Genomic DNA, 12,763 nt, shown 5'->3' with positions numbered 1-12,763 from the left:
TATCCATCCGGTCAAACGAGCGGCAAGCCCTGGTCAGCCATAACCTGACGCAGACCCACCTCAATTTCCTCGGTACCCACATAGGCTGCCCGTTCCAACACCTTGGAGATGCTGGGCGAGGCCTCACCCCCACACAGATGGGCAACCGGCTGATCCAGCCAATCGAACAGGCGCCGCTGGATCTCGCTCGCGAGCATGGGGCCATAGGTCGTCCCCAAGGAGCCTTGCTCAACGATGACCACATTGTTGGTCTTCTGCACGGAGGCCTCGATACAGGCCCAGTCCAGACCGGCCCGATCCAGGCAGCGCAAGTCGATCACCTCGGCATCCAGCCCCAGGCGGTCCACCACCTCCAGGGTTGGTTTGACCATACCCAGGTAGGTGAGGACGGTCATCTTGCCACCGGTCCGCACCACCTTGGCCTTCCCCAGGGGAATGAAGTAGTCCAGGTCCTCCAAAGGGGCCGGACCCTTGCTGGCGTAAAGATCCACATGCTCGAGCACCAGAACGGGGTCCTGGCATCGCAGGGCGCTGTTCATCAACCCCACATAGTCGAAGGGGGTGGAGGGCGCGACGATCCGCCAACCGGGCGAGGTGGCGAAGATCCCCGCCGGATCCATGGAATGCTGGGAGCCATAGCCTGTTCCCATGGCCACCTTGGTGCGCAGGACCAGGGGAACGGCGCCATCGCCACCGAACATGTGGCGAGCCTTGGCGATCTGGTTGAAGACCTGATCGGCGGCCACCCACATGAAGTCCGGATACATGAACTCGATGACCGGGATATAGCGACCATCCATGGCCATGCCGCCCCCCAGTCCGGCGAAGGCATTCTCGCTGATGGGCGTGCCCAGGATCCGGTCGGGGAACAGGTCGGACAGGCCCCGGGTGGCCCCGTTGGTGCCGCCCTTCAGGCGGTGCACGTCCTCCCCCAGGACCACGATGCGATCATCGGTTTCCATGCGCCGCCCCATGACATCGGCGACCACATCCACGAACTTGGCCTCACCAACCTTGCCCTGGAAGGTCTCCAGCTCCTCGGTGCGGACCCCGGCGAATTCGGACAGGTCCCCGCGCACGCCAAAATCCCGGAAATCCGGCGAGGGCCAAAGGTTGGCCTTAATGGCGCGCTTGCCGTCAACGGTCTCCACCATGGTTGCGGCGATCTCGTCCATGACGGCGACGCAGCGGGCGCGCAACGCCTCCACTTCGGCTTCCGTGATCAGCGCGCGGGCGAGCATCTTCTCAGCGGTCAGCGTCAGGGGATCCCGGGCGCGCCATTCGGCCTCTTCCTGCTTGCTCCGATAGCCAAAGGCACTACCCGGCAGGGGGCCATTCTGGTGGAAGAAGCGGTAGACATCGGCCTCGATAACCGTGGGCCCGCCGCCATTCCGCATGACCTCCAGGGCCTCCTCCATGGCGATATGGACCGCCAGCGGGTCCATGCCATCGACCTTCCAGGCGGGGATGGCGAAGGCGCTTCCCCGGGCCGACAACCGCGGCTCAGCGGTGGCCTCCTCAACGGTGGTGGACACGGCATAGCGGTTGTTCTCGATGAAGAAGCAAAGCGGCAACTTCCAGGCGGCGGCAAGGTTCATGGTTTCCAGGACAGAGCCGATGTTCACCGCGCCATCGCCAAAATAGGTCACAGCCACATCGCCGGTCCCCGCCCGGCGGTGGGCCCAGGCCGCGCCCGCAGCCAGGGGGACACCGCCGCCAACGATGGCATTGGTCCCCAGCGCGCCCGCCTCTTCCCAACGCAGGTGCATGGATCCGCCCCGGCCCTTGCAGTACCCATCGGCCAACCCCAAGATCTCCGCCAGGGTTTTGCGCAGGACCTCGTGGGCTGCCGCGTCCAACTCGGCCTTGGGATCGAGACCGTCGGCGGCCACATAGTGCAGGGCCTTGGCCAGAAACTGGTGGTGCCCCCGGTGGGAGCCATTGACCTCGTCGCTGGCGCGCAGGGGCAGAACGGAGCCGACGGCACCGCCTTCCTGACCGATGGAGGAATGGGCTGGGCCGTGAACCAGCCCCAGCCCGACCAGCTCCAGGACCTTCTCTTCGAAGGCCCGGATCAGATGCAGTTGGGTCAGCAGGGTTCCCAACAGAACCGGATCCGCAGCCGCCCAATCGGCCTCGGTCGCGCGCAGGTCACGCCAGGGGGCGGCGGGCAGCAGGGTGTCATGGGTGGGCATGGAAAGCGCTCCGCTTCTCGGGAAAGGGGGACTGCGAGACGTCACACATAGCCATAGGCGGTCCATCCCCCATCGACCCCAAGCGTCTGCCCAGTGATGAAGGAAGCCCCGTCAGAGGCGAGGAAGAACAGGGTTTCGGCGATCTCATGGGCCTCGGCCAGACGGCCCTGGGGAATGCGCGCGCGCAGCACGTCCAGGTCCATGCGGCCTCGGGCCACCAGGTCCTCCACCAGTTTTGTGCGCACGTAACCCGGCGCGACGGTATTGACCCGCACGCCCCGCTTGGCCCATTCAATGGCCAGAACGCGGGTGATCATGTCCACGGCGGCTTTGGTTCCGCAGTAGGCCACCCGTTCCGGCGCGGCGACGGTGCCATACATGGACCCCATGTTGAGGATCACCCCTCCCCCGGCATCGACCATGTGGCGGCCAGCCTCGCGGGCTGCCAGAAAGACGCCGGTCATATTGATGTCCACGGCCCGGCGCCAATCCTCCAGCGACAGCTCCAAGGTGGGCAGGTTGCTGGAGATCCCCGCATTGTTGATCAGAACATCCAACCCGCCCAGCTCGGCCACCGTTCTGGCGATGACCCCGGAAACGGCGGCTTCATCGATGACAGAACCGACAATGGTCAACACCGGCATACCCAAGTCCGCCAGGTCGGCCGCTGCCTTTTCCAAGGCCTCCGCATCAATATCGAAAAGGGCAACGGCGTATCCCCCTTGCGCGAAGCGGCGGGCGGCGGCAAGACCGATCCCAGCCCCGGCACCGGTCACCAGGACCACGCGGCGGCGATCAGGCACCCCACGGTCAGGCGCCCGATCCAGTTCCGTATTTGCCATGGTCGTTTCCTTTATGGATCTTATGTTTTCTCGCTCGCTCATCCCCGGAATCAGGCCACTTCCAGCCAGTCCCGCCGAATATCGGCACGATTGCGCATGTCCTCGGGGGGGCCCGCGAAGACCACCTCGCCATGGCCCATCACCAGGACCCGGCGGGCCACCTTCAGGGCCATGCTCATTTTCTGCTCGACCAGCAGGACGCCCACACCCCGGCTGTGGATATCGCGGATGACCTCGCTCACCACGTCAACGATCTTGGGAGCCAGTCCTTCGGTGGGTTCATCGATAAGGACGACCAGAGGATTCCCCAGCAGGGTGCGGCACATGGTCAGCATCTGCTGCTCGCCACCGGACATGGTGCCCGCCCGCTGGTCCCGCCGTTCCTTGAGGCGGGGGAAGTAGGTGAACATGTCCTCCAGCCTCCACTTGGGCGCGCCCTCCACGCCGGGCAGAATGCCCATGTGCAGGTTCTCTTCCACCGTCAGGTTGGGGAAGACCAGCCGGTCCTCGGGCACGTAGCCCAGACCGGACCGGGCGATGCCATGGGCAGAGCGCCCGGCCAGCTCCCGCCCCTTGAGGACCACGGAGCCCTGGGTGGGCGGCAGCCAGCCCATCATGGCCTTCAGGGTGGTGGAGCGGCCGGAACCGTTGCGCCCCAACAGACAGACGATGTCCGCCTCCTCCATGTCGAAGGTCACGCCGTGGAGGATGTGGCTTTTGCCGTAATGGGCATGCAGGTCTTGAACATGCAATAGCATCACGCGGCCTCCTCGCCCAGGTAGGCTTCCTGGACTTTCCGGTTGGAGCGGATGTCGTCCGGAGTGCCCGTGGCCAGGATGGTGCCGTGGACCAGCACGGAAATACGATCGCAGAGACCGAAGACAACGCTCATGTCGTGTTCCACGGTCAGCAGGGTCTTGCCCTGGGTGACCTCCCGGACGAGGTCGACCACATGGGCGGTTTCCTCCCGGGACATGCCTGCGGTGGGTTCATCCAGCAAGATCACGTCCGGATCGGTGGTCAAGGTCATGCCGATTTCCAGGGAACGCTGTTCCGAATAGCTCAGGTCTCCAGCCAGGGTGTCGGCCCGGTGACCCAGGCGGATCCGCTCGAGGAGGGCCATGGCCTCCTCGTTGACGCGGCGCCGCTTGGAGATGGGACGGAACAGGTCGAAGCGCGCGCCATGGCGGGCCATCACGCCGATGCGGATGTTCTCGAAGGCACTCATCCGACCAAAGATGTTGGAGATCTGGAAGGACCGGGCCAACCCCCTGCGGTTAATCACCTCCGGCGCCAAACCCTGGATGGGGGCGCCGTTCAGGGCAATGATCCCGCCCGTGGGCGGGAAGGCGCCGGAAATCAGGTTGAACAGGGTGGACTTGCCTGCGCCATTGGGACCGATCACCGCGTGACGCTCGCCCCGGGTCACGTCGAAGGTGACCCCCCGCATGATGGACAATCCGCCGAAGTTTTTTTCTAGGCCGCGCAGGGCCAAGGCAACACTGTCGGGAATGGGCTGTTGCTTGCTCATTCTCCAGCCTCCAGGACGGGGGGGTGACGGGGTGGGGTGGGACTGGTTTCGGCCAGGGCGGCCAGTCGGCGGCGACCTTCGACCAGCAGCGTCAGGCCCAGGATCGCAACACCGAGGGGAAGGATCCAGGTGAGGGGCGACAAGGGATCCCATTCGGTGCCGAACAGGGGAACCGGCTCCCATAGGCCGGTGCGCGCCACTTCGGCTTTGTAAGTCGTACCCAAAATATGCTCGAGGGTTTGGACCACAAAAACAGTCGCGCCCGCTGTCAGCACACCGCCCAGGGTGGCCAGGGCCGCGAGGGGCGCCACCCGGGAGCAGTCCAAGCGTTCCCGCACCCGCCAAAGGTCGACCAGAGCCCCCCCCAGGCCCTTGGGCAGGAACAGCATGACCAACACGAAGATCACCCCCTGGTACAACAGCCAGGATCGGGTCATCTCCGAGACCAGGAAGCCGAACAGGGTCAACAGGCTGGCCCCCAGCACCGGCCCGAGGAAGACACCGGAACCACCGACGAAAGTCTGCAACACCACCTGGGCGGACATATGGGTGGAGAAAATATTGTAGTTGGCCGTCTCGTTGCTCAAGGCCAACAGGCCACCAGCAATGCCAGAGAACAGGGCCGAGGTGGCGAAGACCAGGATCTTGGACCGATGGGCGTCATAACCGAGGAAGCGGATCCGTTGTTCATTGTCGCGTAGGGCCAGGGTCAACCGCCCGAAGGGGGTGCGCGTATAGGCCCAGAGCAAGCCCAGGCAGAGCGCCACCCAGGCCAGGGCCACGTAATAGACTTCGATCTGATCGCCGAAGACCAACCCCATGGAGGGCATCCGCATGGACGACAGGCCGGACTCGCCGCCGAACATCCCCCCCCAATGGGGAGCCAGGGAGCGCAGTAGCTCGGCAATGGCCAGGGTCACCAGCGAGAAGTACACGCCCGCCCGCTGGGTCGCGAAATAGCCCGCGATCCCTCCGGCCACCAATCCGACCAGCCCCCCCGCCAGAGGCAGCAGCATGGTGGGGAACGCCAAACCGTCTTCCACCGCCGTCATCAGATGCAGGGTGGCAAAGGCCCCCAAACCGAAATAGGCGGCATGACCGAAAGACAGCATGCCCCCCTGCCCCATCAGCAGGTTGAAGGACATCGCGAACAATGACGCGATGAGCATATTGGTCAGGGCGTTCTGCCACCCCAGACCCAGGAAAGGCGGCAGGACCACCAGAAGGACGAGGGTCAGAGCGAGAACCGGAATACGGGATGTCATGAATGTCATGTCCTTGCCCAGCCGATCAGATCCGCGATCCCATCAAACCGGCCGGACGAACCAGCAGGACGATGAGCATCAACAGGAAGGGCACCGTGCCCGAAATGGAGGACAGGGTGAGGGTCATGAGCCCCCCCACACCCATGGCCCAGTCCCCCAATCCCACCAGGGAGAGCAGGCTGGCGAGCGACCAATCCAAACCAACGGCGAAGGAGGTGAAAATCCCGATGAGCAAGGAGGCCAGCAGGGACCCCTCCAACGAGCCCAGCCCGCCGACCACCACCACGACGAAAACGATAATGCCCAGGTCCAAGGCCATGTTGGGATTGGTGGGGAAAAAGGCCCCCGCCACCGCTCCCCCCAACCCCGCGAGCGCAGCCCCCACGCCGAAGACGCCCATGAAGATCAGCGGCACATTATGACCCAAGGCCTCGGCCATCTTGGGCAGGCGCTCGGCGCCGCGCACGATGATGCCTACCCGGGTGCGGGTCAGCAGCAGGTACAGACCCGCAAACATCACCAGCGCCACGAGACCGATGAAGATCCGATAGAAGGGGTAGTTCGTGTCGAACAGACTGAAGGCGGCGAAGCTCAGTCCCTCGGGCATGGTGTAGTTCACGGGAAAGTCCCCATAGAACAGCTTCACCAGTTCCTCGAAGATCAACGCGATACCGAAGGTCAGCAACAATTCGTGAGCATGGCCATGGGCATGGACCCGGCGCAGCATGAAGCGCTCCACCAGGACGCCAATGACGCCCACCAACAGGGGGGCGACGATGATCCCTGTCCAGAAACCGAACAGTCCCGACAGGGTGTAGGCGAAATAGGCCCCCAGCATATAGAAGGACGCATGGGCGAAGTTCAGCACGCCCATCATGCCAAAAATCAGCGTCAGGCCCGCTGAAACCATGAACAGCAACAGGCCTTGAATGGCGCCGTTCAAGATCGAAATGACGAGGAATTCCATCACGGGATCCCTTTTTCCGGTTGAAGCCATTCGGGAGCAGGCCACGCCAGCGGCAGCCCCCTGGGGAGGACGGGCATCGAGATCAAGGGACAGGGCATCGGCCTGCGCCCATCACGGTGGAAGCGGTCCGGCGAACGGGGCGCCCCGACCACCGGAGACAGTCCGTCAGGACGGACGCTTCATCCGGCAGGAGTCCTGCACCGGATAGAGGACTTGATCGGCGGGAACCACCTTCACGGGCTTGAACCCCATATCCGTGCCATCCACCGGATAGGCCACATCCTTGGACACCACCGACACCACGACGGGCATGATGGTCTGGTGGTCCTCTGCCCGGATGGACAGTTGACCGATAGGGGTGTCGAGGGTCACCTTTTCCAAGGCCAGGGCGATGGCGTTGGTGTCGATCTTGCCACCACCGAAGTCCACAGTCTCCAGGGCCTTGGCGACCATGGTCATGCCGTTGACCGCACCGGGCTCGACGTAGACGGGATTGTGCCCTGTCACCGCCTTGTAGTCTGCGGCCAGAGTGTCGCCTTCAACCTCGATGTTGTAGGGATGGGCCACGTAGTTCCCCAGGGCCACCTCCCCGGCATTGCCCAGATTGCCAACCTGATCCAGGAAGGCCGTGCCAAAGCGCAGATCGAGACCGGCATCACCCACAGCTTTCATCAGCAACAGCAGGTCATTGGACCAATTGCCGGTGATCACCGTATCGGGAGCGGCAGCCTGGATTTTGGCCACATAGGGCGCGAAATCCTGGATGCGGTTCACCTCGTGCAGAACCTTGCCCACGACCTCGTAGCCCATGGGTCCGGCATCGGCCTCGATGGCTGCCTCCATGTCCTGACCCCAGGAATAGTTCTGATTGATCGAATAGACCTTCGTCCCCAAAACTCCGGCCTCTTTCATCACCTGGGTCAAGGCACCGACACGCATGGGCGCGGTGGTGGTAAAGCGGAAACCGTGGAAGTGGCACTTCTCGCCGGTCAGCTCCAGGGCCTCGGCGCCGACGTTCAGATACAGAACCTCCTCCCCAGGGTGGCGCAGGTTGTATTTGCGGACATCCTCGGACACCTGCCCGGCAACTGCAGAGGACGAGCCCTGGATCACCACATCGACCCCATCGGCCACGGCCTGCTTGAACTTGTCCGCAGCGCCGGTGGTATTCCCCCCATTGTCATACTCGGTGACAATGATCGGTTCCCCATTGAACCCACCCTTGGCGTTGATCTTGTCAAGCACATAGTGGGCCACCGTCGCATACAGGCGCCCGGTGGAGGTCTGGGAGCCGGACAGGCTTTCAATAACGGCGACGCGGAGCGGCTCGGCCTGGACTGCGGAGACAGCGCCTAGGGTTAAGGCAGTGGCCCCAAGAAGGGTCAGGACGGGGTTCATGGGTTTCCTCCAGTCTGGTGGCTTTTTGATTATTGGCTTGGATCGGCGATAGACCGCGATCCGACCCGAAGGGTCGAAAACGCAGACCCGCCACAACACGAGACTTCAGCTTTTATGGAAGTGAACAGCCCGCGCTCTTGTTGTCCCAGAAACGGATTTTCCGCTGATCGGTCTTCATGGTCGCATCACTCCCGTTCCCGAGAGGCTCCGGCGTTTGACGCTTCGAGCGCGTCCGGATGCCCTCACGGTTTTTCCTTTTGATGATCGGCTTATGCGCCAATCTTGCACTCTGCCTAGCATATGATAAGGTTGTCTTACAACTTATTTTGTAATGTTGTATGACAAATAATGCGAGACCGCGAAAAGCGGAGGAAGGCACAGGCCCTTGCCTCCCAACACAAAAGGAGACGACCATGGGAGAGACATTGCGGGATCGCTGGGCTCTCATCACCGGAGCCAACGGAGAAATCGGTCGGGCAATCGCCCAGGCCTTGGCCGCAGAAGGCGCCAGCCTGCACCTGACGGACCGATCCCTGGCGGGGCTAGAGGACTTCGCCCGAGACCTGAACGTGCCTCACACCTGTCAGATCCATGATGCCGCAGACGCGGAAGCAACCAAACGGGTGGTGACCGCATGCACGACGCATGGTGCCTTGCACATGGTTATTCCCTGCGTGGGCCTGTATCAGCACCTGCCGATCACCGACCTGACGGTGGAGTCCTGGTCCACCTCCATCTCCGTGAACCTGAACGGCACCTTTTTAACCATCCACGCCGCCTTGCCCCATCTGGCCGAGGACAGCGCAATTGTCACCCTGACCTCCGTTGCTGGTCACCGGGGCAGCGTGGATCACACACCCTATGCCGCAGCAAAGGGCGGGATTCTGACCTTGACCCGTAGCCTCGCCCAGGAGCTGGCACCCCGCACCAGGGTAAACGCGGTCTCGCCCGGGTTAATCGACACCAAGATGCTCCAGGGCATGGATCCGGCACGCAAAACGACCACCACCGCAGGTTTACCCATGAAGCGTCTGGGGACCGCCATGGAGGTCGCGACGGTTGTCCGGTTCCTCTGCTCGCCCGAGTCCTCCTATATCACCGGGGAAACCATCCACGTGAATGGGGGCCTATACATCGCCAGTTAGGCGGGGCATATCTAGACTATTCCGAGATCAAGTTGGGTCGCTTCGCGACCAAACTTGGCCTCGAAGATACTCTAAAACTTATAGAATGAGAGTGAAACGGGACCAGCTTGACTCAAGCTGATCCCGTTTCACTCTAGAGCATCGAGCGGAAAAGTGGGCACCGGTTTTCCGGTCCACTCGATGCTCAACTTATTGAATCTAGATCAAATTTCCTGCCTTAAATCGATTCCGATTTAAGGCGGTTTGATCTAGTCGGATCAGGACCACCAACCGGTCCTTTAAGAAGAGGGTTAAGCCTATGGAGTCACGGCTCATTCGACGGTCGGCCAGCCTCCCCGAGGAGGTCGCCAACCAGCTTCGCGAGGCCATAGGCCGGGGAGAGATGAAACCCGGAGACAAAATGCCGACCCAACACGCATTGTGCGACGCCTATGGCGTGAGCCGTCCTGTGATCCGCGAGGCCATCTCCCTCCTGAAATCGGAGGGATTGGTACTCTCGCAACAGGGACGGGGGCAATTCGTGAACCCGGAAGGCAGCGGAGTTTTCCGCTTGAAACCCGACCTTGCAGACCGGGCGGACCTGACCCTCCTTCTGGAATTCCTCAAGTCCGTGGAAGTGGCCGCCACCCAACTGGCGGCGGAGCGCCACACTCCAGAGGACTTACTCCGCATCAAGGAGGCCCTGGACGACTTGGCCAAGGCGATTGAGCGGGGAGAATCCGGGGTGGACGAGGACATGCGCTTCCACGCCGCCATCGTTCAAACGGCCAAGAATCACTATTTCGGCGAGTTCGCCACCTTTCTGGAAGGGCAGGTCCGCCGCTTGATCCGAACCGCCCGCGCCAATACGGCCCGCCATGGAGATCTTGTCCGAGCCGTCCACGGCGAACACGAAGCCATTTACCAAGCCATCGCCGCACGAGACGTGGATCGGGCTCGCCAAGCGGCCGCCCAACACCTGACCAACGCAGCAACCCGCCTTGCGCACTATCGAGAAAACCAGCCGCCCGGCTAAACCATATGATCAGTAGGCTGCGGAAAAAGGACGACAAAAGAGTTTTTCCGCACCCCGTTAGAGCGGAATGGGAGCGGAAAGTCGGCGCCCATTTTTCCTCATTTCGTTCTAGACTGAAATTCTAGAACATAAGGCGATTTACGCGACATTTGAGCCCACGATACACAACACTGTTTCGTATTTTTGGGCGATAGCCCAAACCCATTTGGGGGCAAATGCCCCCAAACCCCCATTTTTTTTAGCCCGGGGTCTGGGGCCTTTCGGCCCCAGTGGAGGACGGGGCAAAACCCGTGACGGGAAAATATCCCTGTCGTATCCCGTGATTGTTGCTCGGAATACTCTAAAATTTACCGAATGAGAGGGAAACGGGGCCAGCTTGACTCAAGCTGATCCCGTCTCCCGTTAACATATCGAAGAAGAAACGAGCACCCCCAGGTTGGCGACGATTTCGTCGCTGGGGATAGTCCGCACCTCCAATGGCAGTAGCAGAAAGGAGAAAACGATCCAAAAGAGGAATGATCCGGAAAGAAAACGGAAATCGGCAACGCCATAGACGACCAGCATGGACATGGCGATTTTTCCTGCGGTGAATCTCCTCCCCCAGGACCAAGAGATTCTCTGGATCGTCACCCGCATTCTAAAGCGCCCAAGCGACCGACCTGTCACCCCGGGCACCACCCGATCCCTGCAACGGGGCTGAGCCTTTCTCCTGCCATCGAAGATTTTCCGTCTTTGTTCCGCAAATCCATGGTACCGCGCCTTCACGGCATGTACGATGTCTTGATGGTATGTTCGATAAGGACCATAGGCAAAGACTGCGAACGGAAATGAGTTTGGAGAGGTGCTTCCCGGAAGGGAGCTTACCACAATAGGCTCAAGACTTGGATTAGGTTGGACATCCGACATGAAGCAACCAGACTTCAACAGCGCTGCCCATAAAGCGCTTTCTCTATTGGAAAACCATTCCTATGTCGCCCCCCCCATTAATCCGGAACAAATCGCGAGAGATATGGGATTACGCGTTGTTTACGCGGATTTCGAAGGCGAAGACCAGAACAACGTTTCCGGATTTTTTCGTCTTGCGGATAAGACAATCCTTGTGAATAACGCCATTTCGGATAACCGCATAACGTTCACGATCGCCCATGAATTGGCGCATTACCTTCTTCACAAGGACTACATTGAATCGAATAACTACAAGCCCATGCCAAGAAACAACATCTATGTAGAAGAAAAGCCAAACGAAGAAGTAGAAGCCGATACGTTCGCGGCAAATCTGCTCGTGCCACTGAAAATGCTAAAAAAATATAAAGACGTGGCAACTCCAGAAGAACTGGCAACCCTATTTTTTGTCTCGGAGGACGTGATCAGGTACAGGCTTGATCTTCTAAAAAGGCATCCTCACTTCGCGAGGTAGACGGACATGGCACAAGTCCGCGTCCGCACAGGAAGCGAACAAGAGAGATCGCCGCGCATCCAGCTAGGCATGGACTTGGCGATATCTGAGCGCATTGAACTTGAAAAGGATATCGAACGCGCTGGAAGAAAGGACTTTTTCGAGCTCCGCAAGACATGGTCCTGTTGGATTATCGGATGGATCACGGCCCTGATTGGGTTCAACATTGTATTAACGCTTTGCATTGGATTTTCCTGGCTGAACTTCAAAGAATACGAGTGGTTCATCACGGCCGTAACAGTCGAAACATTTTTACAAATCGTGGGAATGGGGTATATCGCCGTCAAATATTTATTTAGTGATCGGCCAAATAATGAATAGGCAAAAGGAACCTAAAGACCTGTTCAAGGCGAGACAAAGCAACGTGAAAAACGGACATCATTGCGAAGGATCGGAACCATGGCCATTTCCTTTAGCGGGATGATCCCGCCCATCGACAAGACGAGCCTTGCCCGCGACAAGGTAACCCGGACGGAAAAGGGTTCCGGGGACCGGCAGGACCCCCCGGTGGATAGCGCGGGCGCCTATCGCCCTCCTCCCCGGCGTGCACCAAGGGATGACGTCTCCGTACCCGGCGTCCTTCACCTGGACCCCGGAGATATCCTGTTCGAGGAAGGGGATCCCGGCGATATGGCCTATTTCGTGGAAGAGGGGGTGCTCGACATTTTCCTCCGGCGGGGCGAGGAGACCATCACGGTCAACACCATCCTGCGCGGCCAAGTGGTCGGCGAAATGGCCGTAATCGATTCCGCGCCGCGCAGCACATCGGTCCGCGCCTCAGCCCCCACCCGTCTGCGGGAAATCGCCCCGGCAACTCTCCATGCCATGATCAACCGGGCCGATCCGGGCCTCCAGGCCCTGATGAAAACCCTGCTCAATCGGCTCCGTATGGCCACCAATCAGGTCGGCGAAACGATCAAGGAGGTCTGACTCCCGTCACGGCTTCCGC

14 protein-coding genes are annotated in these 12,763 nt (G+C 60.8%); 6 read left to right on the top strand and 8 right to left on the bottom strand.

The window, feature by feature from the left end; translation table 11 throughout:
- Positions 1-11 precede the first annotated feature (11 nt).
- The 7 genes from ACLIRY_RS22250 to ACLIRY_RS22220 all read right to left on the bottom strand — a co-directional run bounded on the left by ACLIRY_RS22250 (position 12) and on the right by ACLIRY_RS22220 (position 8,198).
- Positions 12-2,195, bottom strand: coding sequence for a thiamine pyrophosphate-dependent enzyme (locus tag ACLIRY_RS22250; protein ID WP_413207622.1), 2,184 nt, complete (start codon positions 2,193-2,195; stop codon positions 12-14).
- Between the two features lie 41 nt (positions 2,196-2,236).
- Positions 2,237-3,037 (bottom strand): SDR family NAD(P)-dependent oxidoreductase, encoded by an 801-nt coding sequence (locus ACLIRY_RS22245; protein WP_413207621.1) that lies wholly within the window; start codon positions 3,035-3,037, stop codon positions 2,237-2,239.
- 50 nt (positions 3,038-3,087) lie between these two features.
- Positions 3,088-3,795, bottom strand: coding sequence for an ABC transporter ATP-binding protein (locus ACLIRY_RS22240; protein ID WP_413207620.1), 708 nt, complete (start codon positions 3,793-3,795; stop codon positions 3,088-3,090).
- Positions 3,795-4,568 (bottom strand): ABC transporter ATP-binding protein, encoded by a 774-nt coding sequence (locus ACLIRY_RS22235; RefSeq protein ID WP_413207619.1) that lies wholly within the window; start codon positions 4,566-4,568, stop codon positions 3,795-3,797. The genes ACLIRY_RS22240 and ACLIRY_RS22235 overlap by 1 nt, the downstream gene beginning before the upstream one ends.
- A complete protein-coding gene (locus ACLIRY_RS22230) occupies positions 4,565-5,833 on the bottom strand; it encodes a branched-chain amino acid ABC transporter permease (protein ID WP_413207618.1) in 1,269 nt (422 codons plus the stop codon). Before ACLIRY_RS22230 ends, ACLIRY_RS22235 begins: the two co-directional genes overlap by 4 nt.
- Before the next feature lie 25 nt (positions 5,834-5,858).
- Positions 5,859-6,800, bottom strand: coding sequence for a branched-chain amino acid ABC transporter permease (locus ACLIRY_RS22225; RefSeq protein WP_413207617.1), 942 nt, complete (start codon positions 6,798-6,800; stop codon positions 5,859-5,861).
- Between the two features lie 165 nt (positions 6,801-6,965).
- Positions 6,966-8,198: a branched-chain amino acid ABC transporter substrate-binding protein gene (locus tag ACLIRY_RS22220; RefSeq protein ID WP_413207616.1), complete on the bottom strand. Its 1,233-nt coding sequence runs from the start codon at positions 8,196-8,198 to the stop codon at positions 6,966-6,968.
- 413 nt (positions 8,199-8,611) lie between these two features.
- On the opposite strand from ACLIRY_RS22220, the gene ACLIRY_RS22215 reads away from it, so the two are divergent.
- Positions 8,612-9,343 carry an SDR family NAD(P)-dependent oxidoreductase gene (locus tag ACLIRY_RS22215; RefSeq protein ID WP_413207615.1) on the top strand — a complete coding sequence of 244 codons (732 nt, stop codon included), beginning with the start codon at positions 8,612-8,614 and terminating at the stop codon, positions 9,341-9,343.
- Positions 9,344-9,641: 298 nt separating this feature from the next.
- Positions 9,642-10,358, top strand: coding sequence for a FadR/GntR family transcriptional regulator (locus tag ACLIRY_RS22210; RefSeq protein ID WP_413207614.1), 717 nt, complete (start codon positions 9,642-9,644; stop codon positions 10,356-10,358).
- A 402-nt stretch (positions 10,359-10,760) separates the two neighbouring features.
- On the opposite strand, the gene ACLIRY_RS22205 is transcribed toward ACLIRY_RS22210, so the two are convergent.
- Entirely contained in the window at positions 10,761-10,928 is a 168-nt protein-coding gene (locus tag ACLIRY_RS22205) for a hypothetical protein (RefSeq protein ID WP_413207613.1), read from the bottom strand.
- Here ACLIRY_RS22205 and ACLIRY_RS22200 point away from each other — a divergent pair.
- From ACLIRY_RS22200 to ACLIRY_RS22185, 4 genes are all read left to right on the top strand, one after another.
- Complete coding sequence (locus ACLIRY_RS22200; RefSeq protein WP_413207612.1) at positions 10,921-11,058, top strand: hypothetical protein; 138 nt, start codon at positions 10,921-10,923, stop codon at positions 11,056-11,058. The genes ACLIRY_RS22205 and ACLIRY_RS22200 overlap by 8 nt on opposite strands.
- A 204-nt stretch (positions 11,059-11,262) precedes the next feature.
- Positions 11,263-11,775 (top strand): ImmA/IrrE family metallo-endopeptidase, encoded by a 513-nt coding sequence (locus ACLIRY_RS22195; protein WP_413207611.1) that lies wholly within the window; start codon positions 11,263-11,265, stop codon positions 11,773-11,775.
- A 6-nt stretch (positions 11,776-11,781) separates the two neighbouring features.
- On the top strand, positions 11,782-12,135 hold the full coding sequence (locus ACLIRY_RS22190) for a hypothetical protein (protein WP_413207610.1): 354 nt from the start codon (positions 11,782-11,784) through the stop codon (positions 12,133-12,135).
- A 78-nt stretch (positions 12,136-12,213) separates the two neighbouring features.
- Positions 12,214-12,744, top strand: coding sequence for a Crp/Fnr family transcriptional regulator (locus tag ACLIRY_RS22185; RefSeq protein WP_413207609.1), 531 nt, complete (start codon positions 12,214-12,216; stop codon positions 12,742-12,744).
- Positions 12,745-12,763: the final 19 nt, after the last annotated feature.

The sequence above is a fragment of the Rhodospirillum sp. A1_3_36 genome (genome assembly GCF_047263945.1).
In the GTDB taxonomy this organism is placed as follows: domain Bacteria; phylum Pseudomonadota; class Alphaproteobacteria; order Rhodospirillales; family Rhodospirillaceae; genus Rhodospirillum.
This window is presented reverse-complemented; position numbering and strand designations above follow the sequence as displayed.

Excerpts from the sequence above, each read along its gene's own strand:
- ACLIRY_RS22250 (WP_413207622.1), bottom strand. The coding sequence starts at position 2,195 with ATGCCCACCCATGACACCCTGCTGCCCGCCGCCCCCTGGCGTGACCTG.
- ACLIRY_RS22245 (WP_413207621.1), bottom strand. The coding sequence starts at position 3,037 with ATGGCAAATACGGAACTGGATCGGGCGCCTGACCGTGGGGTGCCTGAT.
- ACLIRY_RS22240 (WP_413207620.1), bottom strand. The coding sequence starts at position 3,795 with ATGCTATTGCATGTTCAAGACCTGCATGCCCATTACGGCAAAAGCCAC.
- ACLIRY_RS22235 (WP_413207619.1), bottom strand. The coding sequence starts at position 4,568 with ATGAGCAAGCAACAGCCCATTCCCGACAGTGTTGCCTTGGCCCTGCGC.
- ACLIRY_RS22230 (WP_413207618.1), bottom strand. The coding sequence starts at position 5,833 with ATGACATCCCGTATTCCGGTTCTCGCTCTGACCCTCGTCCTTCTGGTG.
- ACLIRY_RS22225 (WP_413207617.1), bottom strand. The coding sequence starts at position 6,800 with ATGGAATTCCTCGTCATTTCGATCTTGAACGGCGCCATTCAAGGCCTG.
- ACLIRY_RS22220 (WP_413207616.1), bottom strand. The coding sequence starts at position 8,198 with ATGAACCCCGTCCTGACCCTTCTTGGGGCCACTGCCTTAACCCTAGGC.
- ACLIRY_RS22215 (WP_413207615.1), top strand. The coding sequence starts at position 8,612 with ATGGGAGAGACATTGCGGGATCGCTGGGCTCTCATCACCGGAGCCAAC.
- ACLIRY_RS22210 (WP_413207614.1), top strand. The coding sequence starts at position 9,642 with ATGGAGTCACGGCTCATTCGACGGTCGGCCAGCCTCCCCGAGGAGGTC.
- ACLIRY_RS22200 (WP_413207612.1), top strand. The coding sequence starts at position 10,921 with ATGGACATGGCGATTTTTCCTGCGGTGAATCTCCTCCCCCAGGACCAA.
- ACLIRY_RS22205 (WP_413207613.1), bottom strand. The coding sequence starts at position 10,928 with ATGTCCATGCTGGTCGTCTATGGCGTTGCCGATTTCCGTTTTCTTTCC.
- ACLIRY_RS22195 (WP_413207611.1), top strand. The coding sequence starts at position 11,263 with ATGAAGCAACCAGACTTCAACAGCGCTGCCCATAAAGCGCTTTCTCTA.
- ACLIRY_RS22190 (WP_413207610.1), top strand. The coding sequence starts at position 11,782 with ATGGCACAAGTCCGCGTCCGCACAGGAAGCGAACAAGAGAGATCGCCG.
- ACLIRY_RS22185 (WP_413207609.1), top strand. The coding sequence starts at position 12,214 with ATGGCCATTTCCTTTAGCGGGATGATCCCGCCCATCGACAAGACGAGC.